Origin of the sequence: Geothermobacter ehrlichii (assembly GCF_008124615.1) — a bacterium.
Classification (GTDB): Bacteria; Desulfobacterota; Desulfuromonadia; order Desulfuromonadales; family Geothermobacteraceae; genus Geothermobacter; species Geothermobacter ehrlichii.
The window spans coordinates 61,170-76,011 of sequence record NZ_VNIB01000016.1 but is presented as its reverse complement, the minus strand read 5'-3'; the positions used below and the strand labels follow the sequence as shown (position 1 = coordinate 76,011).

12 protein-coding genes are annotated in these 14,842 nt (G+C 65.6%); 4 read left to right on the top strand and 8 right to left on the bottom strand.

From position 1 onward, the window contains the following. Positions 1-187: 187 nt before the first annotated feature. A complete protein-coding gene (locus tag EDC39_RS13920) occupies positions 188-694 on the bottom strand; it encodes a peptidase associated/transthyretin-like domain-containing protein (protein ID WP_187426817.1) in 507 nt (168 codons plus the stop codon). Positions 695-1,187: 493 nt separating this feature from the next. On the opposite strand from EDC39_RS13920, the gene uvrB reads away from it, so the two are divergent. From uvrB to EDC39_RS13900, 4 genes are all read left to right on the top strand, one after another. Further along, entirely contained in the window at positions 1,188-3,185 is a 1,998-nt protein-coding gene (gene uvrB / locus EDC39_RS13915) for an excinuclease ABC subunit UvrB (protein WP_148897000.1), read from the top strand. 103 nt (positions 3,186-3,288) lie between these two features. Continuing rightward, positions 3,289-4,302 (top strand): hypothetical protein, encoded by a 1,014-nt coding sequence (locus tag EDC39_RS13910; RefSeq protein WP_187426816.1) that lies wholly within the window; start codon positions 3,289-3,291, stop codon positions 4,300-4,302. After that, positions 4,299-5,696 carry a dihydrolipoyl dehydrogenase family protein gene (locus EDC39_RS13905; RefSeq protein WP_148896998.1) on the top strand — a complete coding sequence of 466 codons (1,398 nt, stop codon included), beginning with the start codon at positions 4,299-4,301 and terminating at the stop codon, positions 5,694-5,696. Before EDC39_RS13910 ends, EDC39_RS13905 begins: the two co-directional genes overlap by 4 nt. A gap of 95 nt (positions 5,697-5,791) precedes the next feature. Further along, entirely contained in the window at positions 5,792-7,627 is a 1,836-nt protein-coding gene (locus EDC39_RS13900; RefSeq protein ID WP_148896997.1) for a UbiD family decarboxylase, read from the top strand. Here EDC39_RS13900 and EDC39_RS13895 read toward each other — a convergent pair. From EDC39_RS13895 to EDC39_RS13865, 7 genes are read right to left on the bottom strand one after another with little or no spacing between them, the layout of a single operon-like run. Next, positions 7,620-8,231 (bottom strand): PqiC family protein, encoded by a 612-nt coding sequence (locus EDC39_RS13895; protein WP_148896996.1) that lies wholly within the window; start codon positions 8,229-8,231, stop codon positions 7,620-7,622. The two genes, EDC39_RS13900 and EDC39_RS13895, sit on opposite strands and share 8 nt — an antisense overlap. Beyond that, the gene (locus EDC39_RS13890; RefSeq protein WP_148896995.1) at positions 8,228-9,235 is read right to left on the bottom strand and encodes an MlaD family protein; all 1,008 of its coding nucleotides are present in this window, start codon (positions 9,233-9,235) and stop codon (positions 8,228-8,230) included. Before EDC39_RS13890 ends, EDC39_RS13895 begins: the two co-directional genes overlap by 4 nt. Then, positions 9,229-9,993, bottom strand: a complete 765-nt coding sequence (locus EDC39_RS13885; RefSeq protein WP_148896994.1) for an ABC transporter ATP-binding protein — start codon at positions 9,991-9,993, stop codon at positions 9,229-9,231. Before EDC39_RS13885 ends, EDC39_RS13890 begins: the two co-directional genes overlap by 7 nt. A 1-nt stretch (position 9,994) precedes the next feature. Next, positions 9,995-11,125 carry an ABC transporter permease gene (locus tag EDC39_RS13880; RefSeq protein ID WP_148896993.1) on the bottom strand — a complete coding sequence of 377 codons (1,131 nt, stop codon included), beginning with the start codon at positions 11,123-11,125 and terminating at the stop codon, positions 9,995-9,997. A 12-nt stretch (positions 11,126-11,137) separates the two neighbouring features. After that, the gene (gene gabD / locus EDC39_RS13875; RefSeq protein WP_148896992.1) at positions 11,138-12,595 is read right to left on the bottom strand and encodes an NADP-dependent succinate-semialdehyde dehydrogenase; all 1,458 of its coding nucleotides are present in this window, start codon (positions 12,593-12,595) and stop codon (positions 11,138-11,140) included. A gap of 51 nt (positions 12,596-12,646) precedes the next feature. Then, positions 12,647-13,684, bottom strand: a complete 1,038-nt coding sequence (locus EDC39_RS13870) for an ATP-grasp domain-containing protein (protein WP_148896991.1) — start codon at positions 13,682-13,684, stop codon at positions 12,647-12,649. Next, a complete protein-coding gene (locus EDC39_RS13865) occupies positions 13,681-14,817 on the bottom strand; it encodes a hypothetical protein (RefSeq protein WP_148896990.1) in 1,137 nt (378 codons plus the stop codon). The genes EDC39_RS13870 and EDC39_RS13865 overlap by 4 nt, the downstream gene beginning before the upstream one ends. Between the last annotated feature and the right edge of the window lie 25 nt (positions 14,818-14,842).

Below are 14,842 nucleotides of genomic sequence, written 5' to 3'. Positions count from 1 at the left end.
CTGAACAACAGGCCGAGAAAGTGCCTCGGCTACCGGACGCCCCAGGAAGTGTTCGATGAAGCCAGGGGTGGTGCACTTGCAAATTGAATCCACCCCGTCCAAAGCGGTAGCTTCTCATACGCGGTTCGCGAATCAAGGATAAGACAACCGGGGCACGTAACAAGATTACGTGCCCCGGTTGCCATGATCATTGGACCCTGATCATCTGGCTTCTCATGCTCGCAGGAACGTCATCAAGGAAAGCAATTCGAAGGTTGTTTTCGCCGATGATAAGAGCAGTTGTTTTTTCAGCCAGAGAAGCATGCATGTTTGAGGGGAGCTTCCACATTGCACCGGTGGCAGGGTCGACAATGAGAAGGCCGATCAAGCCACCAAAAAGGATGTTTCCTATATACCAGCCGTCAAGCTGTTTTTCCAAAACCATTATTTGTGGTTCGTAGCCTTCTTTTTCAAACTTTACAGTATATTTCGCTCCTGAGAAAAAACCTTCACTGCTTTTGAGGGTTACTTGAGTTGGGGTTTTTCCTTTGTAAAGCTGAATTCCACTTGAATTTGTAATAGTTATGATTGCACCTTCAGGTGAGCTGTTGAATGAAACAGGGTAGTCAGATTTGCTTACTATGCTTGCACATCCATTTAGAAGAACGATCATCAGAATTAAATAGCCAGAAATAAGAGATTTGGCGAGTTTCATTGTCTCCTCCTGTTTTGTAGATTTGTCAGTATAGTTGATTGAATGTTAATTTTTCTATAGCATAGAACCTCCTTTCTTGGTTGGTGCCAAAGGTTGTAGCGATCTATCTCTTTGACACGTTTGCATGTGTCTTTTTGCAGTGGTAGCTCACCCTTTCACCAATGCTGGCTAGCGTTCTTCTAATATGGAATCAGACGTACTAAGGGTGTCTTTGCAGTCAAGTCAGTCTGCAATACGGTCTTTTCCACCGGCGGGAGCTCTGTCGATATTTGGGTTTGAAGGCAGACAGAAAACAAAAAGCCGTTCGGAGAGGGGCTCTTCGAACGGCTTTAGGTCGATCTGTTCATATCCCCCCCCCGTGTCGAGGACGTTAGATAACGCACATTTCATTTCATTGTCAAGCATTTCAATTGCATAGCGCACTTTCGACCAGATATGGACATGTTCCCTTTTGCTGACGCCGACCCGGCCGTTGTGGTTAAATAATGTGGTTATGGCCCGATTCGAACTTGTCACCGACTACCAGCCGCGCGGCGACCAGCCGCGGGCGATCCGTGAACTGGTGGAAGGCCTGCGGCGTGGTGACCGGCACCAGGTGCTGCTCGGGGTCACCGGCTCGGGCAAGACCTTCACCATGGCCAACGTCGTCGCCGAGGTACAGCGGCCGACCCTGGTGCTGGCGCACAACAAGACCCTTGCCGCCCAGCTCTACGGCGAGTTCAAGGAGCTCTTCCCCCATAACGCGGTCGAGTACTTCGTCAGCTACTACGACTACTACCAGCCGGAAGCCTATGTTCCGGTCACCGACACCTACATCGAGAAGGACTCCTCGATCAACGAGGAGATCGACAAGCTGCGTCACAGCGCCACCCGCTCGCTGCTGACCCGGCGCGACGTGCTGATCGTCTCCTCGGTCTCCTGCATCTACGGCCTCGGTTCGCCGGAGGCCTACTACGGCATGCTGATCCGGCTCGAAGAAGGAATGGAGCTGGAGCGCAACGATCTGCTGAAACGGCTGGTGGAAATCCAGTACCAGCGCAACGACGTCGACTTTCACCGTGGTTCCTTCCGGGTGCGCGGCGATACCGTCGAGGTCTTTCCCGCCTACGAGGAGAACCGGGCCCTGCGCATCGAGTTCTTCGGCGACGAGATCGAGGCGATCAGCGAGGTCGATCCGCTGCGCGGCACGGTGATCGACCGCCTGGCGCAGACCGCCATCTTCCCCGCCAGCCATTATGTCGCCACCCGGCCGACCCTCGACCGGGCGATCCGCCAGATCCAGGAGGAGCTGCGCGAGCGCATCCAGTACTTTCGCGCCAACAACCAGCTGCTCGAGGCGCAGCGCATCGAGCAGCGCACCCTGTTCGACATCGAGATGATGGAGGAGATGGGCTACTGCCAGGGGATCGAGAACTATTCCCGCCATCTCGACGGCCGGGCACCGGGAACGCCGCCGGCGACCCTGTTCGACTACTTTCCCGACGACGCCCTGATGTTCATCGACGAGTCGCACGTCACCGTCAGCCAGATCGGCGCCATGTACCGCGGTGACCGCTCGCGCAAGGAGACCCTGGTCAACTACGGATTCCGCCTGCCCTCGGCGCTCGACAACCGGCCGCTGACCTTCGAGGAGTTCGAGGCGCGTGACATCCAGACCATCTACGTTTCGGCGACGCCGGCCGACTACGAGCTGGAAAAGGCGCAGGGGGTGGTGGTGGAGCAGATCGTCCGTCCCACCGGCCTGGTCGACCCGCCGATCGAGGTGCGGCCGGCCGGCAACCAGGTCGACGACCTGATCGGCGAAATCCGCGTCACCGTGGAGCGGGGACACCGGGTGCTGGCGACCACCCTCACCAAGCGCATGGCCGAGGAGCTGACGGCCTACCTCGAGGAGCTGGGCATCCGGGTGCGCTACCTGCATTCCGACATCGACACCATCGCCCGCATGCAGATCATCCGCGACCTGCGCCAGGGGCAGTTCGACGTGCTGGTGGGCATCAACCTGCTGCGCGAGGGGCTCGACATTCCCGAGGTGGGGCTGGTGGCGATACTCGACGCCGACAAGGAGGGCTTTCTGCGCTCCGAGCGCTCGCTGATCCAGACCTGCGGCCGCGCCGCGCGCAACGTCGACGGCCGGGTGATCATGTACGCCGACAAGGTCACCCGCTCGATGCGGGCCTGCATCGACGAGACCGAGCGGCGGCGGGCGGCGCAGCTCGCCTACAACCGCGAGCACGGCATCACGCCGGAGACGGTGAAGAAGAGCCTGCGCAGCATCCTGGAGGACATCGCCGAGAAGGACTATGTCGAGCTGCCGGTGGCGGCCGAAGAGGTGGCGGCCTACGGTGATCTGGAGAGCCTGCGGGCCGAGATCGCCCGGCTCAAACAGGAGATGCTGGCGGCGGCGGCCGATCTCGAATTCGAAAAGGCGGCGCAGCTGCGCGACCGGATGCTGGAGCTGGAGAAGCTCGAACTGCAGCTCGGAGGCTGATCCACCCTTTCCCTCCCCTGCGCCCGGCCGGGTGCGAAGCGGGGAATTCCTGCTATCCTGATTCAGTGGATTCATGCCGGGCAACAGCCGGCCGGAGGTGATGATGCACAGGAACCTGGTGACGGCAGGCGACGGCGCAACGGCGGCGGACAACGCCTGGCGGACGGCCACCCTGGTCGACGACCTGCTGCGGGGCCGGCTCGATCTGGGCCGCCTCCTTGCGGCCCCGCCCGGTCCCGCCTGCTCCCCTTCTCCCGACAATTCTCCGAATCTGCCGGCACAGATCGGCGCACTTCTGTGCCGGTTCAACGCCGCCCTGCGCGCCGGACTGGCCGGCCGGAACGGGGATGGGGCGCCGCTCGGCGAGCAGGAGCTGATCGCCGCCGAGGCCGGCGAGCTGGCGCTCGACACCCTGGCCACCGGGAGCCTCGACTGGCTGACCGGCCGGCTGGCGGCGGCCGGCGCGGCGCACCACCAGGAGATGCTGCTGGCGCATTTCTGGTGCGGCCGAGCGCTGACCCGCAACCTGGCGCGACTGCAGGACCTCGGAGACGCCCTCGACCTGGCGCCGGAACGGATGTCAGCCTTGCAGCAGGAAGCCGCCCGGCTGCGGCAGGCCGGCGCCTCGGGCCGGCTGCGGCAGCTTGAGGTCATCCAGGCGCTGATCCTGCCCGCCCTCGCCCGGCGGGAGACTCCGGGCTTTGCCTGGCCGCGGCCTCTGCGGCCGCCGATTCTACCGGGACTGCTGGAGCGGCACCTGCGCTACGCCGAACGGGCCAGCCGGCAGCTGGCCCGCGATCTGGCCCGGCTGCGGCGGGCCTACCGCCAGGGGCTGGAGCACAAGCAGCGGCTGCTCGGCCGGCTGACGGTGATGGCCGCCGAGCTCTACGCCATGAGCGCGGTGCTGCTGTATGCGGCTTCCCGCCAGGGCCCGAGCGGTTGCGAGCCGCTGGCCGACCTGTTCTGCCGCCAGGCCCGGCGGCGGGTGGCGACTTGGCGGCGGGCCCTCTACCACAACGACGACCAGTTTGCCTACGACCGCGCCCTGGACGTGCTGGCCGGGCACTACCCCTGGCTGGAACCCTTTTCTTCCCGGAGGCAGGTGACGAGCCGATGAGCGGACATCCCGACCTGGCCATCCTCGGCAGCGGCACCACCGCCTTCGCCGCCGCGCGCATGGCGGCCGGCCGTGGAAAGCGGGTGCTGATGGTGGAGCAGAGCCACCTCGGCGGAACCTGCGTCAACTGGGGCTGCATCCCGAGCAAGACCCTGATCGACAAGGCGGAGATGTACCACGCCGCCCGCCGCGGCGAGAGCTGGGGGCTGAACCTCAAGGCCGGCCCACCCGACTGCAGCACCCTGATGGCCCTGAAGAGCAGGGCGGTGGAAACCCTGCGTGAAAGCCACTACCAGCACGAAATGGAGAACACCCCCAACCTCGAGGTGCTGCGCGGACACGGCCGCTTCATCTCGCCGCGGGAGCTGCAGGTTGGTGCGGAGATCATCCACTGCGACCGCTTCCTCGTCGCCGTCGGCGGTACCCCCCGCATCATCCCGCTGGAGGGGCTGAGCCAGGTCGACTATCTGACCAGCTACAGTGCCCTGCATCTTCCCTGCTTTCCCGAGTCCCTCCTCATGCTCGGCGGCGGCGTCATCGCCCTTGAGATGGGGCAGATGTTCGCCCGCTTCGGCACCCAGGTGATCATTCTCGAGCGCGGCGACCGGCTGCTGCAGGAATTCGACCCCCGCCTGACCGGCCAGTTCGCCGACATTCTGCGCGACGAGGGTGTCGAGATCATGACCGAGGTGGTGGCCGAGCGGGTGGAGGGGCGGCCGCAGGGGGTCTGTCTCTATTCGACGGTACGCGGCGCGCCGGTGGGACTGTGCGCCGAACGGCTGATGCTGGCGGTGGGAACGGCGCCGGCGACGGCGGATATCGGCCTGGAGGCGGCGGGGGTCGAAACCGACGCCGCCGGTTTCATCCGGGTCGATGCCGGCATGCGCACCAGCGCCCCCGGCATCTATGCCGCGGGCGATGTCACCGGCCCGCCGCTGATCGCCCCGGCCGGGGCGCGCGAGGCGCTGGTCGCCGTCAGCAACATGTTTGACCCGGCCGCCGACGCCCGCATCGATCACACCTACACCCCGATGGCGGTCTTCTGCGATCCGGAGTTCGCCACCGTCGGGCTGACCGCCGAGCAGGCCCGCGCCCGGGGGCTGGAGGTGGTCGAGACCTTCGTCGATCTCGGCCGGGTGCCCAAGGCGCACGTGATGGGCGGCCGGCGCGGCGGCGTCATTCTGGTCGCCGAGGCGTCGGGCGGCCGTGTGCTCGGCTGCCAGATGCTGGCGCCGCGGGCCGCCGATATCATCCACGAGGCGACCCTGGCGGTGCGCTTCGGCCTCGATGTCAGCCAACTGACCACCACCGTGCACGTCTACCCGAGCATCAGCGACGGGCTGCGCCTGGCGGCCCAGAACCTGGCCCGCACCCTCGGACTGCCCGTCTTCTGAGGAACGCGGGGCGCAGCACGTTGCCTTCGACCGGCCGAACGGCTATGATGCCTCAGCCTGCGGCTGACGCGGGTCACCACTTCAGGGGGGCATCCATGGGCTACCGGAATCTGCGGCAATGCGTGGCCGACCTGGAAAGGAGCGGCCGGCTGGTCCGCATCGAGCGCGAGGTCGATCCCTATCTCGAAATCGGCGTCATCCAGCGCCGGGTTTACCGGGCCGGCGGTCCGGCCCTGCTCTTCACCCGGGTCAAAGGGTGCCGCTTTCCGATGCTGGGCAACCTGTTCGGCACCCTGGAGCGGACCCGCTGGCTCTTCCGCGATGCCCTGCGCGGGGTCGAGGCCCTGGTGCGGGCACGCATCGATCCGCGCGAGCTGTTGCGACATCCTGCCGATCTGGTGCGTCTGCCGCTGGCGGCGAAGAACCTGTTGCCGAGGCGGGCGCGTTCCGGCCCCGTCCTGCAGAGGAGCTGTTCGCTGGCCGAGCTGCCGCAGCTGGTCAGCTGGCCGAAGGACGGCGGCGCCTTCATCACTCTGCCGCAGGTCTACAGTGAGGATCCGCGGCAGCCGGGCTGGCGGCATTCCAATCTCGGCATGTACCGGGTGCAGATTTCCGGCAACGACTACGGCCCGGACGAGGCCGGCATGCACTACCAGATTCACCGCGGCATCGCCATTCACCACCGGGCGGCGTTGGAGCAGGGCGTGGCCCTGCGGGTCAATGTCTTTGTCGGTGGGCCGCCGGCGCTGACCGTCGCTGCCGTCATGCCCCTGCCGGAGGGGATGCCGGAGCTGGCTTTTGCCGGCCTGCTCGGTGGTCGCAGGCTGCCGCTGGCTGTTGCCGCCAACGGACTGCCGGTGCCGGCCGAGGCTGATTTCTGCCTTTCCGGCTGGCTCGACCCGCAGGTGCTGAAGCGGGAGGGCCCGTTCGGCGATCATCTCGGCTACTACAGCCTGGGGCACGATTTCCCGGTCTTTCGGGTGGAGCGGATTCATCACCGCCCCGACGCCATCTGGCCCTTCACCACCGTCGGCCGGCCGCCGCAGGAGGACACCAGTTTCGGCACCTTCATCCACGAACTGACCGGAGAGCTGATTCCGGAAGTGCTGCCCGGCATCCGGGGCGTGCATGCCGTCGACGCCGCCGGTGTGCATCCGCTGCTGCTGGCCGTCGGCAGCGAACGCTACACCCCCTATGCCGAGCCGGGGCGGCCGCAGGAGCTGCTGACCCAGGCCAGCGCCATTCTCGGCCAGGGCCAGCTGTCGCTGGCCAAGTACCTCTGGATCGCCAACGCCGGCGACGAGCCGCCGGCGCTGCACCGGATCGGCGATTTTTTCCGCTTCATGCTCGAACGGGTCGACTGGCGGCGCGATCTGCATTTTCACACGCGCACCACCATCGACACGCTCGACTATTCCGGCCGGGGGCTCAACCAGGGCTCGAAACTGGTCATCGCCGCCGTCGGCGGGCCGCTCCGGACGCTGGCCGACCGGCTGCCGGCCGATTTGCGGCTGCCCGAGGGATTTGACGACCCGACTTTGCCACTGCCGGGCATCCTGGCGGTGCGGGCGCCCGTCTGGAGCGCGCCGCCCTACGGAGAGGACGGGGTGCTGTCGGTGTTCTGCCGGATGATGGAGAAACGGGGCGCGCCGGACGGCATCGCCCTGGTGGTGCTGGTCGACGATCCGGATTTCGTCGCCCGCTCGTTGGAGGACTTTCTCTGGGTGACCTTCACCCGTTCCGATCCGGCGGTCGACATCGACGGAGTAGGCGCCGCCGTGGTGCACAAACACTGGGGCTGCGAAGGTCCGCTGGTGATCGACGCCCGGCTCAAGGCGCACCACGCGCCGCCTCTGGAGGAGCTGCCCGAGCTGGAAAAGCGGGTCGACGAGCTGGGGGCGCCGGGCGGCCCCTTGCACGGCATTATCTGATGCCTTCTTTTTGGCGGACGGCTTGCGGAATTGTGGCCAGCCGGGCCAGCAGTTCGCGGCAGAAGGCCTCTGCCATCTCTCCGTAGGCTGCCACCATCTGCCCGGCTTCGGCCTTCGGCAGCGGCAGCTCCCGGCGAAAGACGCCGCCGGCCAGGTCCTCCCCCGTCTGTCGCCGGAACAGGCGCCAGGCGAGCTGCATGAGGGCCCCCTGCTTTCGTCCTTCCAGTCGTTCGACGACCATCGCCAGCTGCAGCTCGCCGTCGCTGGCCACGACGATGTCGTCGGCCAGCCGGACCAGGTTCTCCGCCACCACCCGCTGCAGGTTCTCCGTCGGCGGTTCGGCCCAGCGGTCGAAGGGCAGAAGCTCGATCCGGTTGGCCTCCAGCCGCCTGACCAGTTCCTGCCGGTCGAGGTAGGCGGCGGCTTTCACCGGCAGCAGGGTCAGGCGAACCCGCGGCTTCCGCTCCGGGCGGGGGGCGATGCCCCGGTCGGCCAGGGACGGAATCAGGTAGTGGCGGCTCGGCGATGTCCCCTGGCCGAGATTGACGCAGCCGCAGAGCAGCACCAGCAGAACGGCCGTCGTTCCCTTCAGCAGACGGGTCATGGCTTTCCTCCCTCCTGTCCCCGGCCGCGCAGCAGCATGTCGGGATTTTCGTTCAAGGCGTCACTGACAAGCCGCAGCGAGCGGGCGGTGCGATGCAGCTCCTCGAGCATCTGCCGCAGTTGCGGTCCGGTTTCCTCGACTCCCTGCAGGGTTTTCTCCGCGCCGGCGATGAGCCGGCGGGCCTCCGCCAGGGTCCGGTCGAGCTGGTCGAGACTGCGGCCGGTGCGCTGGCCCATCTCGCCGACGTCGGCGGCGATCGAGTCGGCCGTCTGTTGGACCGACCGGGCGGCGGCGCGGAAATCCTTCAGCGTCGGCGCCAGTTCGCGATCGAGACTGGCCAGCAGGTCGCGCAGCTGGTCCAGGCCGTGGTTCAGCTTGAAGAGGCTGTCGGCCAGATCGGCGTTGTGTACCAGCTCCTGCAGGCCGTCCAGGGTGCTGATCACCTTGTCGACGATTTCCTGTAGCGGCAGCTTTTCCAGGGTCTGTGACAGCTCGTCCAGGCTGGAACGGATGGTGGGGATTTCGGGATAGGGGGACGGGTAGCCGGAGAGGACGATCTCCGTGTCCGGGTACATGTCGAGCTGGACGAAGAGCTGGCCGGTGATCAGGCTCTGCAGCTGCAGCTGGCCGCGCAGCCCCTTGGCGATCAGCACCTGCAGGGGGTCCTCGCGGTTGAGGTTCGGCAGCAGGTCGCCGTTTTGGCCGTCCTGCCGGATTTGCTCGATCCGCTTCGGTTCGATGTCGATGATGACCGGAATCTTGAAGGTGTAATCGGCCGGATTGATGCGGACGCTGATGTCGGCGACTCTGCCGATGCGCACGCCGCGAAAGGTGACCGGAGCGCCGACGGCCAGCCCCTTGACCGAGCTGTCGAAGTAGAGGATGTAGCGCTGGCGCGGCGTGAGCAGTCCGCCCTTGCCGAAGAAGACCAGCCCGGCGATGGCCAGGACCATGGCACCGAGCACGAAGGCGCCGATCAGTTTCGGGTCGGCTCGCCTCAGCATGGCAGGTTCCTTTCTCCCCCGCGGGTGAGAAATTCCCGGATGCGGGGATTGTCGCTGTTTTGCAGCATCTCTCCCGGGGGGCCGCTTGCCAGCATGGTGCGGCTTTCGGCATCGAGAAAGATGCCGTTGCTGGCGATGGCGAAGATGCTGTCGAGGTCGTGGCTGACCACGACCATGGTGGTGCCCAGGCTGGCGTTCAGTTCGCACAGCAGCTCGTCCAGCCGGCGGGCGCTGAGCGGGTCGAGGCCGGAGGAGGGTTCGTCGCAGAAGAGAATCTCCGGGTCGAGCGCCATGGCCCGCGCCAGTCCGGCCCGCTTCTGCATGCCGCCGCTCAGTTCGGCCGGATAGTAGTCCTGAAAGCCGGCCAGGCCGACCAGCGACAGTTTCAGGTCGACGACTTCGGCGATCTGTTTCCGGTTCAGGTTGGTGTACTCCTGCAGGGGAACGGCGACGTTTTCCGCCAGGGTCATGGAACTCCACAGGGCGCCGCTCTGGAAAAGCACGCCCCAGCGCCGCATGCACTCCTGGCGCTGTGGCCGCGTCATCCGCCACAGGTCGTACCCGCCGTAGGTGATGCTTCCCCGGGCCGGCCGCAGCAGGCCGATCAGGTGTCGCAGCAGGGTGCTCTTGCCGCAGCCGCTTCCTCCCATGATGACAAAGATGTCGCCGGCATGCACCTCGAAACGGAGATTCTGCTGGATGACGATCTCGCCGTAGGCCATGGTCAGGTCGCGAACGTCGATCAGGGGCGCTGTCATCTCAGACTCCCAGCACCTGGCAGAGGATGGTGATGACGGCGTCGGCAACCACGATGAGGACGATGGCGGTGACCACCGCCGAGGTGGTCGCCTGGCCGACGGCCTGGGCGCTGCGGCCGCACTGCATGCCGCGCAGGCAGCCGGAGAAGGCGACGATGTAGCCGAAGATTACCGCCTTGATGCCGCCGATGAGAAAATGTTCGAGGCCGACGTTTTCCTGGATGCGGAGAAAGAAGGGGGTCAGACCGATGTCGAGCATGCCGGCCGAAACCAGGCCGCCGCCGAGAATGCCCATGAACATGCTGTAGATGCTGAGCAGGGGAAGCATCAGGGTGAGGGCGAGCAGGCGCGGGGCGACGAGAAAGTCCATCGGCGGGATGCCCATGGTGCGCAGGGCGTCGATCTCGTCGTTGACCTGCATGGTGCCCAGCTGGGCGGCGAAGGCGGCGCCGGTGCGGCCGGCCATGATGATGGCCGTCATCATGGCGGCCATCTCCCGGGCCATGCCGAGGCCGACCAGGTCGGCGACGAAGATGTCGGCGCCGAAGACCCGCAGCTGTACGGCTCCGACGAAGGCGAGGATCATCCCGACCAGGGTGCTGATGAGGGTGACGATGGGCAGCGACTGGGCGCCGCAGTCCTCAAGCAGTTCGAACAGGTCCTGCCGGCGGAAGCGGGGGCGGCCGCGCAGCAGGTTGCCGCAGCAGAGGACCGATTCGCCGAGAAAGGCGAGGCCGTCGCGCCAGGTGCGGTGCAGCTCGATGGTGACCTCGCCGATGCGCACCAGCAGGGCGCCGCGCCGCTGGGGGCGCCGGCGGTCCCTGGCGACCGGCACCGCGCGCGCCAGACGCAGCAGCCGCTGCAGGCCGTCGGGAAGGCCGTCGCTGTCGACGGTGATCTTTTGTTCGTGGCAGTAGGCGAAGAGGCGCAGTAGCAGAATAACCAGGGAAGAGTCCCAGCGCCCGAGGCCGGTCCCGTCGATACGCAGGGCGCCTTTCGGTTGCGGCCGGCCCGCCAGCAAACTCTCGGGGGCGGGCAGTTCATCGCCGAGCCGCCAGTCGCCCCGCAGTCGCAGCACCGCCGGTTCCTCCGGGACGAGTTCCCAGTCAGGCCGCCGTGTTGCCCCGCTCATCGCGCCGTCCGCTCAGTCGATGCCGCCGACGCAGAGATACTTGATTTCGAGGTAGTCGTCACAGCCGTACTTGCTTCCTTCGCGGCCGAGGCCCGACTCCTTGACGCCGCCGAAGGGGGCGACAGCGGTGGAGATCAGGCCGGTGTTGAGTCCGACCATGCCGTACTCGAGGGCCTCGCCGACCCGCCAGCTGCGGGCCAGGTCGCGGGTGTAGAAGTAGGCGGCAAGCCCGTAGTCGGTGTCGTTGGCCAGGCGGACGGCCTCCTCCTCGGTTTCGAAGCGGAACAGGGGGGCGACCGGTCCGAAGGTCTCCTCGCGGGCGACCAGCATCGTTGCGTCGACATCTGCCAGCACCGTCGGCTCGAAGAAGGTGCCGCCGAGGGCGTGGCGTTTGCCGCCGCAGACGATGCGCGCCCCCTTGGCGACGGCGTCGGCGATGTGCTCCTCGACCTTTTCCACCGCCGCCCGGTCGATCAGCGGTCCCTGCTGCACCTCGCCCTCGAGGCCGTTGCCGACCTTCATCGCCCGCACCCTGGCCGCCAGTTTTTCGGCGAAGGCTTCATAGACGCCGGCCTGAATCAGAAAGCGGTTGGTGCAGACGCAGGTCTGGCCGGTGTTGCGGTACTTGGAGATCAGAGCCCCCTCGACAGCGGCATCGAGATCGGCATCGTCGAAGACGATGAAGGGGGCGTTGCCGCCGAGTTCCATGGAGACCTTCTTCATGGTGCCGGCGCACTGTTCCATCAGCTTTTTGCCGATCTCGGTCGATCCGGTGAAGGTCAGCTTGCGCACCAGGGGATTGGCCGTCATCTCGCCGCCGATGGCGCCGGAAGAACCGGTGACGACGCTGAAGACGCCGGCCGGAATGCCGGCCCGCTCGCCCAGTTCGGCCAGCGCCAGGGCGGAATAGGGGGTGGCCGAGGCCGGCTTGACCACCATGGTGCAGCCGGCGGCCAGGGCCGCTCCGGCCTTGCGGGTGATCATTGCCGAGGGGAAGTTCCAGGGCGTGATGGCGGCGCAGACCCCGACCGGCTGCTTGAGCACCAGGATGCGCTTGTCGTTCTGGTGAGGCGGGATGATGTCGCCGTAGATGCGGCGGGCCTCTTCGGCGAACCATTCGAGGAAGGAGGCGGCGTAGGCGATTTCCCCCTTCGCCTCGGCCAGGGGCTTGCCCTGTTCGGCGGTCATCAGCCGACCGAGGTCGTCCTGGTTTTCCAGCATCAGCTCCGCCCAGCGCCGCAGGATAGCGGCCCGTTCGCCGGGGGTCTTCGCCCGCCACTGCCGCCAGGCACGATCGGCCGCCTCGATGGCGCGTCGGGTTTCGGCCGCGCCCAGCCGGGGGACGGTGCCGAGGGGTTCGCCGGTGGCCGGATTGCTCACCTGAAGGGTGGCGCCGTCCTCGGCGTCGATCCACTCTCCGTCGACATAGCACTGCTGCCGCAGCAGTCGTGAATCCTCAAGCTTGAACATCGCTCTCCTCCCTGAGTGATCTTGGATTGAATGCAGGGTATGAGAAAAAGCTTAACACAGCCCCGTTTCGGGGGGGAAGCGTGGCGCGACAGGATTTGAGCCGCCGCTTTTTTCGGCCGCCATCCTTTCGAGAAAGTCGACCACCTTCTTTTCCAGCCGCTGGTTGGTGAACTGGTTGATGCGCGGGATGCCACCGGGGCTGACGCAGTTGATTTCGATCAGCTTGTCGCCGATGATGTCGATGCCGACGAAATAGAGACCGTCGCGGATCAGCCGCTCGCGGATCACGTCGCAGATATGCTGTTGCTGCGGCGTCAGTTCGTGCGGAAAATAATCGCCGCCGGCGCGGAGATTGGCGCGAAAGTCGGTGCCGTGCGGCATGCGGCGGAAAGCGCCGAGCACTTCGCCGTTGAGCAGCATGATGCGTATGTCGCCGTCGGTGCGGACCGCCTCGATGAATTCCTGCACCATGATCGGCTCCCGGCGGTGGTAGGGTTCGTTGACCCGCACGTAGAAATCGAGCAGGGAATTGAGATTTTCCGGATCACTGGCGCTGACCTTGATCACCCCCTGGCCGCCGAAACCGCGCAGCGGCTTCATCACCATGGTGCCGCCGAAATCGTCGATGATCCGCCGCAGTCGCGCGGGGTCGCGGGAGACGTGGGTTTCGGGAATGATGTCGGGGAAATTGAGGGTGTAGAGCTTGCTGCTGCCAAGCAGCTGACCGCGCAGGCTGTTGATCAGAAAGACCTGGTCCTCGACCGAGGCGAGCAGCTCCATCATTTCCATCAGCAGCGGCGGGTTCTTGCGCAGAAAGAGGACATCGAGTTCGCGCAGTTCCTCGAAGATCTTCTTCTCGTCTTCGACGCAGGCGATGGCGTGACGCCAGAAGGCGTGCAGATCACAGTCGGCGGGAGCGGTGATTTCCCGCATCCGGCCGACGACGCGGTTGTTGCGGATGTAGAGGTCGTGTGGTTCGAGAAAAAAGACCTGGTGGCTCCGCAGATGGCATTCGTACATCAGCAGGATCGATGTTTCGGTGTCGGGGTTGATGTGCCCCAGCGGTCCGCGCAGAAAGGCGATTCTCACGGCAGTTTCCCTTCGGCGGCGAGCCTGTTCACGATGACGTCGGCCAGGTCGTTCCGGCCGGCGGCGCGCAACGGTTCGATCATCTCGATATAGAAAGGCTCGCGGTGGTTGATGGTCATCCTGGCCCGGGAAAAGAGTTCGGCGTCCAGGTCGGATTCTTCGAAGGCCCTCGATTGTTCGAGCTTGCCGAGGGCGACCAGTCCGGCCATGGTGCGCAGACATTTTTCACACCAGCCGCAGTTGAGACGGTCGGGGACGTTCTGCAGGCAGACGCGCATGTTGTGCAGGCCGGTTTCCCAGTCGGCGATCAGGCGCAACTTGTCAATGCGGCGCATTTCCGGCTGGGCGTGAAAGACTTCGAGATCGGCACTGCCGTAGAGATGGTCCAGCATCGGATGCGAACCGCAGGGCCCGAGATTCTCCAGGTCGTAGGATGAGGCAAGGACCACCCGGTCGATACGGCCGGTCAGAGCCTGGGCCATGCTGCAGAGCAGGGCGCCGAAATATTTGCCGAGAAAGAAGGCGCTGTCGTCGTGCAGGTGGCGGACGTTGGTCCAGGCCGGAATCAGTTCGATGCCGGTCTCCTCGACCACCGGCTGCAGAAACCGGCGGGCCCGGTCGTGAACGTGCTGCTTGCTGCCATGCCGGATGACGCCGCCGATGTCGAATCCGTGCATCAGAATGCCGCTGCGGATGCGGTTGCGATGTCCGGGCGGGTAGTGCAGATGATTGATGCGCAGGGCGGCCAGGGCGTCGATGCCGCCGGACATGAAGACGGCGGTATGGTCGAGGCGATCGGGACGGGGCAGTCGCAGCCCGGTTCCTTCGATGGGGATGGCCCGGTAACGGTCGCCGTACCAGGAGACAAGGATGCCGAGGGCGGTTTGCAGCCCCTCCAGCAGACGCGGGCAGAGGTCGGCGGCGATGGAAAGACGTCGCTCGCCCTTTTCCAGGGCCGGCAGCAGGGTGCCGAGCAGAAAGGGATCGGCGGTCAGCCACAGGGCATCCGCGTACTCCGGTTCGGTGGCAAACCAGACCTCCCGGTCGGGAGCGTCGCAGTCTTCCCACTGCACGGTCGCCGCGATGCGGACCAGGCCGTCGGCCGTCTCTTTTCGCAGGTTGTCGATGCGCATCGTTTCTCCTGTTGCTTGCGTAAGG